Origin of the sequence: Amaricoccus sp. (assembly GCF_036846665.1) — a bacterium.
Classification (GTDB): domain Bacteria; phylum Pseudomonadota; class Alphaproteobacteria; order Rhodobacterales; family Rhodobacteraceae; genus Amaricoccus.
In genome coordinates, this window is sequence record NZ_DAIUBO010000254.1 from 1 (window position 1) to 5161 (window position 5161).

The window sequence follows — 5161 nt, forward strand, 5'->3', positions numbered from 1 at the left end:
GCGCCTTGCCCGGTCCGGTCGCCCGGAGGCGCGCGCCGCAGGGCGAGGGAGGTGCAGCGTCACCACCGGTCGAGCATCGGGACGCGTCGGCCCTGGACGGCGTGCGAAGCGCGCCGGCCCCGGCAGGGCCGGCGCGGGACAGGCCGCCACGCCATCGCCGCTTCGCGTCGGTCGTCCTCCGGTCCATGCGACCGGATCCCGGACGATGCGGGGCGCATCGCCCTAGGTCTGGTGCACGTAGCTGCCCGGCGCGTCCGCGAGCGCCGGATAGCCCAGCTCCGGCGCGCCCATGCCCGGCGGATCGACCCTGCCGCTGCTGTTCCGCGCCAGCCAGGCGCTCAGCTCCGGCCACCAGGAGCCCTCCCGCGGGGCATGCCGCGCGCACCAGGCATCGGGGCCGACATAGAGCGCATCCTTCGGCCGGTGCCCGATGCGGTAGTGCCGCGCCTCGTGGCCCGGCTCGCTGAGGATGCCGCCGTTGTGCCCGCCCTTGGTCAGCACGAAGGTCAGGTCGCAATCGGTGAAGAGCGCCAGCTTGTAGACGGAGCGCCAGGGCGCGATGTGGTCCTGCTCGGTGCCGACCACAAAGAGCGGGACCGCGATGTCCTTCAGCGCGATCACCCGCCCCTCGACCGCGAACCGCCCCGCCGTCAGCCGGTTCTCCAGGAAGAGGCCCCTGAGATATTCGGAATGCATGCGCGCGGGCATGCGCGTCGTGTCGGCGTTCCAGACGCCGATGTCGGTCGGCAGATCCTGCTTGCCGAGGAAATAGCGCTGCACCGCCCGGGAAAAGATCAGGTCCTCGGCCCGGATCGCGGCGAAGGCGCGGGCCATCTGCGGCCGGTCGAGATAGCCCTGCGCCCACATCAGATCCTCGAGGAAGGCGACCTGGCTCTCGTCGAGGAAGAGCAGGAGCTCGCCCGCCTCGACGAAATCCACCTGCGCCGCCATCAGCGTCGCCGAAGCCAGCCGCGCGTCGCCGTCGCGGGCCATGGTCGCGGCGGTGATCGCCAGGATCGTGCCGCCGAGGCAATAGCCGTTGGCATGGACCCGCGCGCCCGGAACGATCGCGCCGATCGCGTCGATCGCCGCCATGACCCCGTCCTTGCGGTAGTCGTCGAGCGAAAGCCCGGCCTGGGCCGCGGTCGGATTGCACCAGGAGATCACGAAGACGGTGAAGCCCTGTTCCACCAGATAGCGGACCAGGGAATTCTCCGGCGACAGATCCAGGATGTAGTATTTCATGATCCAGGCCGGCACGATCAGCACCGGCTCCGCATGAACCGATCCGGTCCGGGGTTCATACTGGATGAGCTCGAGGATGTGGTTGCGATAGACGACCTTTCCCGGCGTGCAGGCCAGATCCGTGCCGATGCGATAGCCCTCCGGCGCGGGCCTGCGGACCTGCGTCAGCGTGTGCAGCAGATCCTGCGAGAAATGCCCGGCCCCCTCGATCAGGTTGCGGCCGCCGGATTCCAGCGTCGCCTCGATGATCTCCGGGTTCAGCCAGGGGAAATTCGACGGCGCGACCAGGTCGAGCGTCTGGCGCATCTGGAATCGCATCCTGTCGGCATCATGCGCCCGCAGGCCGCGCAGGCGGTCGGTGGCGTGGTCCCACCAGTCCTGCACGGCCAGGAAACCCTGCTGCCACAGGCTGAACGGCGGCATCCGCCAGGCCGGATGGACGAAGCGGTGGTCATAGGGCTTCGGCTCGAAGGGCGGCGGCGCGGCATCGCCGCCGGCCGCGCCGATGGCATGGCCGAGGAGCCTCAGCGCGCTGCGCTGCGCCAGTTCGGCCAGTTCGAGCTGGCGCCCCGGGGAACGCGCGAGATGCGTCGCCCAGTCGCTCCAGGCATCGATGACGGCCTGCGGCGAGACCCCCGCGGTCGCGCGCGCCACCGCCGCCCGGCCGGCGCGGTCGAGGTCGCCATGCGGGTGCGCCGCCGGCGCCGGGACGGCAACGGCCGGCATGGTCCCGCAGAGCTGCGGCAGGTGCTCGACGGGCATCGCCAAGCGCCCGGCGCTTGCGGTCGCATCGGTTGCGGGATGCGCGGTCCTGGTGGCTTCACGCTTCGGCATGACCGATCCTAGGCGGAATGCCGGCGTCCCCCCATGACCTGAATCAAGCCGCGCGGCGATCCGGTCCGTTGCACCGCTGCCTTCCGTCCACGACTGCAGCCTTCGGGCAGCCTGCCCGCCCCGGCCGCTGTTCCACCGGAGAATGTAGGATGCCTCGGCCGGGGGGCCAGCCCTGCCGGGGGCCGGCGCGCAATTGGGCCGTCCAGGGCCGACCCGTCCCGATCCCCGAACGATTGTGATGCGGCACCGGCGCCTCGCCGTGTCGGTCCGGGGGGATGTGGCGAGGGAGGGCGGCCTTTCCCAAAGGTGGCGGCGTTCGACATTGCCCCTGAGCCAAGCGGTCCCTGCCATGACCGAGCCCGAACCGCCGACCCGATCGCTCTCTCGAAGGCGGCGCCGCCGGGTGATGCCGAGTTCCAGATGGAGATCCTGCGTCACGCTCCGGGAGATGCTGGTGTCCGAGATGGGCGGCAGCGGCGAGCGCCTCGCCGAACAGGCAGCGTGCGACCGTTCCGCCGCAGCGGCCGCGGCCCCCCCCCGACGGCGCCGCCCCGGCGGAGGCGGCTGGCCCTCCGGCCCCACGCGTCGTATGCAGGGCGCGTGCATGGATGGTGCATGCCTTGTGCACGGGCTTCGACAGGGAACGCCATGACCTCGCTTCCCGCATCCACCGAGCGCAGCCTCGGCCTCGTCATCGACCTCGACACCTGCGTCGGCTGCCATGCCTGCGTCGTCTCCTGCAAGGAATGGAACACCGCGAACTACGGCGCGCCCCTCTCGGACCAGGATGCCTACGGGGCCCATCCGTCAGGCACTTTTCTCAACCGGGTCCACAGCTTCGAGGCCGTTCCCGAGACCGGGGGCGAAGTTCCGCGGGTGGTGCATTTCCCCCGGTCCTGCCTGCATTGCGCCGATGCGCCCTGCGTCACCGTCTGCCCGACCGGGGCGAGCTACAAGCGCGCCGAGGACGGCATCGTGCTGGTCAACGAGGCGGATTGCATCGGCTGCGGCCTCTGCGCCTGGGCCTGCCCCTATGGCGCGCGGGAACTCGAGCTGGCCGCGGGGGTCATGAAGAAATGCACGCTCTGCGTCGACCGGATCGAGAACCCGAACATCCCCGAGATCGACCGCCAGCCCGCCTGCGTCCGCGCCTGCCCCGCCGGCGCCCGCCATTTCGGCGACCTCGCCGATCCAGAGAGCCCGGCCGCGAAGCTCGTCGCCGCGCGCGGCGGTTTCGACCTCATGCCCGAGCAGGGAACCCGCCCGGTCAACAAGTACCTGCCCCCGCGCGAGCCCGTGGACCTGCTCGCGCCGCTGCTCGACCCGCTGCCGCAATCGGCAGGCGGTTTCCTCGGCTGGCTCGACCGGGCGCTGGACAGGATCTGAATGCATCCGGCACCTTCCATCATCCTCTTCACCACGCTCTCCGGCCTCGGCTTCGGGCTCATGGCGATGCTGGGGCTCGGCGCGGGCAAGGGCGAGGGCTGGGTCGCCGCGACATTCTGCGCGCTGGCGCTCGGCCTCGCCGGGGCGGGCCTGCTCGCCAGCCTCTTCCACCTCGGCCAGCCGCGCCGCTTTCTCAAGGCCTTCTCGCAATGGCGCAGCTCCTGGCTCAGCCGCGAGGCCCTGCTCGCCGTGGCGAGCCTGCTCGTCTTCGGCGCCTATGCCGCGCTCTGGTCCCTCGCCGGCCTGCGGCTCGCCGCCCTCGGCCTGCTCGCGGCGGCCCTGGCCGTCGCTACCGTCTTCGCAACCGCGATGATCTACGCGCAGATGAAATCGGTGCCGCGCTGGCGCTCGCCGCTGACCCCGGCGATCTTCCTCTTCGCATCCCTCTCGGGCGGTGCGCTCCTTGCCGGCGAAACCTTCCCGGCCACCGTCCTGCTCGCGGCCCTGGGGGTCCTCCAGCTGGCCGACTGGCTCCGCGGCGACGGCCGCTTCGCCGCCGCCGGCAGCACCATGGCCACGGCGACGGGCCTCGGCGCGCTCGGGCGGCTGCGCCTGCTCGAGCCGCCGCATACGGGTCCGAACTACCTGCTGCGCGAGATGGTGCATGTGGTCGGCCGCCGGCATTCCCGCCGGCTGCGCCTGATCGGATTCACGGCGGCCGTCCTCCTGCCCCTCGCCCTGCTCGCCCCCGGGGCGCCGGGCCACCTCACCGCCGGGCTCGCGGTCCTCGCCCATGTGGCGGGGATGCTCGTGCTGCGCTGGCTCTTCTTTGCGGAGGCCGAGCATGTGGTTGGCCTTTACTACGGAAAACGCTAGAAGGCTTTCCTCCATCTCCCCGGCAATGGATCTCCCGGCGCGCGCCCATGGCGAAGTCTCCCGACCGCTCGAAGAAACGCAGCGCCACCGCGGCGCGCAGCGGCCGGGGTCACCCCCCGAGCCTTCAGGTCGGCGCGCTCTGCTGGCGCCGGTCGGGAAAGGGCCTGCGCATCCTCCTGATCACCAGCCGGGACACCGGCCGCTGGGTGATCCCGAAGGGCTGGCCGATGCGCCGGCGCAGCGATCCCGAGACCGCCGCCCGCGAAGCCTGGGAGGAGGCGGGGGTCCGGGGCGAGATCGGCAGCCGCAGCCTCGGCCTCTTCTCCTACCGCAAGTATCTCGGTCCGGGGCGCTGGATTCCCTGCGTCGTGCGCGTCTTCCCGCTCGAGGTTCGCGCCCTGCTCAAGGAATATCCCGAGCACGACCAGCGCAAGGTGCGGTGGTTCCCGCCGAGAAAGGCGGCGAAGCGGGTCGCGGAGCCGGAACTCAGGGCAATGATCCGCGACTTCGACCCCGATACGGCAACCGAGGCCTGATACCAGCGAGCCTCGCTTCTCCCGAGGCCGGGGTCCCCAGCCCGATCGACCCGTGGCGATCGGGCCGCGCCGGCCCCGCCGGGGGCCGGCGCGCAAACGCGCCGTCCAGGGGCGACAGACGTGGCTCGGCGGAGGGGCCGACGGTAAGATAGGGTCTACCGGTGATCGCATTGGACCGGCACCCGTTCTCCTGTGCCGGCGTAGCATTCTCTTCGCGGATTTGGCGTCAGACAAATCCGCGCGCGCCTGCCTGCCCCCGGCAGGCGCGACAAGCGCGCCCGCCC

At 71.5% G+C, this 5161-nt stretch carries 4 protein-coding genes; 3 read left to right on the plus strand and 1 reads right to left on the minus strand.

The window, feature by feature from the left end; genetic code table 11:
- Positions 1-222: 222 nt before the first annotated feature.
- The gene (locus V7050_RS17940; RefSeq protein WP_324375790.1) at positions 223-2079 is read right to left on the minus strand and encodes a PHA/PHB synthase family protein; all 1857 of its coding nucleotides are present in this window, start codon (positions 2077-2079) and stop codon (positions 223-225) included.
- Between the two features lie 648 nt (positions 2080-2727).
- Here V7050_RS17940 and V7050_RS17945 point away from each other — a divergent pair.
- The 3 genes from V7050_RS17945 to V7050_RS17955 are packed head-to-tail and all read left to right on the plus strand — an operon-like array spanning position 2728 to position 4877.
- Complete coding sequence (locus tag V7050_RS17945; RefSeq protein ID WP_324370099.1) at positions 2728-3465, plus strand: 4Fe-4S dicluster domain-containing protein; 738 nt, start codon at positions 2728-2730, stop codon at positions 3463-3465.
- Positions 3466-4341 (plus strand): dimethyl sulfoxide reductase anchor subunit family protein, encoded by an 876-nt coding sequence (locus V7050_RS17950; protein WP_324370097.1) that lies wholly within the window; start codon positions 3466-3468, stop codon positions 4339-4341.
- Between the two features lie 47 nt (positions 4342-4388).
- Positions 4389-4877 carry an NUDIX hydrolase gene (locus V7050_RS17955; protein WP_324370095.1) on the plus strand — a complete coding sequence of 163 codons (489 nt, stop codon included), beginning with the start codon at positions 4389-4391 and terminating at the stop codon, positions 4875-4877.
- Positions 4878-5161 lie beyond the last annotated feature (284 nt).

Excerpts from the sequence above, each read along its gene's own strand:
- V7050_RS17940 (WP_324375790.1), bottom strand. The coding sequence starts at position 2,079 with ATGCCGAAGCGTGAAGCCACCAGGACCGCGCATCCCGCAACCGATGCG.
- V7050_RS17945 (WP_324370099.1), top strand. The coding sequence starts at position 2,728 with ATGACCTCGCTTCCCGCATCCACCGAGCGCAGCCTCGGCCTCGTCATC.
- V7050_RS17950 (WP_324370097.1), top strand. The coding sequence starts at position 3,466 with ATGCATCCGGCACCTTCCATCATCCTCTTCACCACGCTCTCCGGCCTC.
- V7050_RS17955 (WP_324370095.1), top strand. The coding sequence starts at position 4,389 with ATGGCGAAGTCTCCCGACCGCTCGAAGAAACGCAGCGCCACCGCGGCG.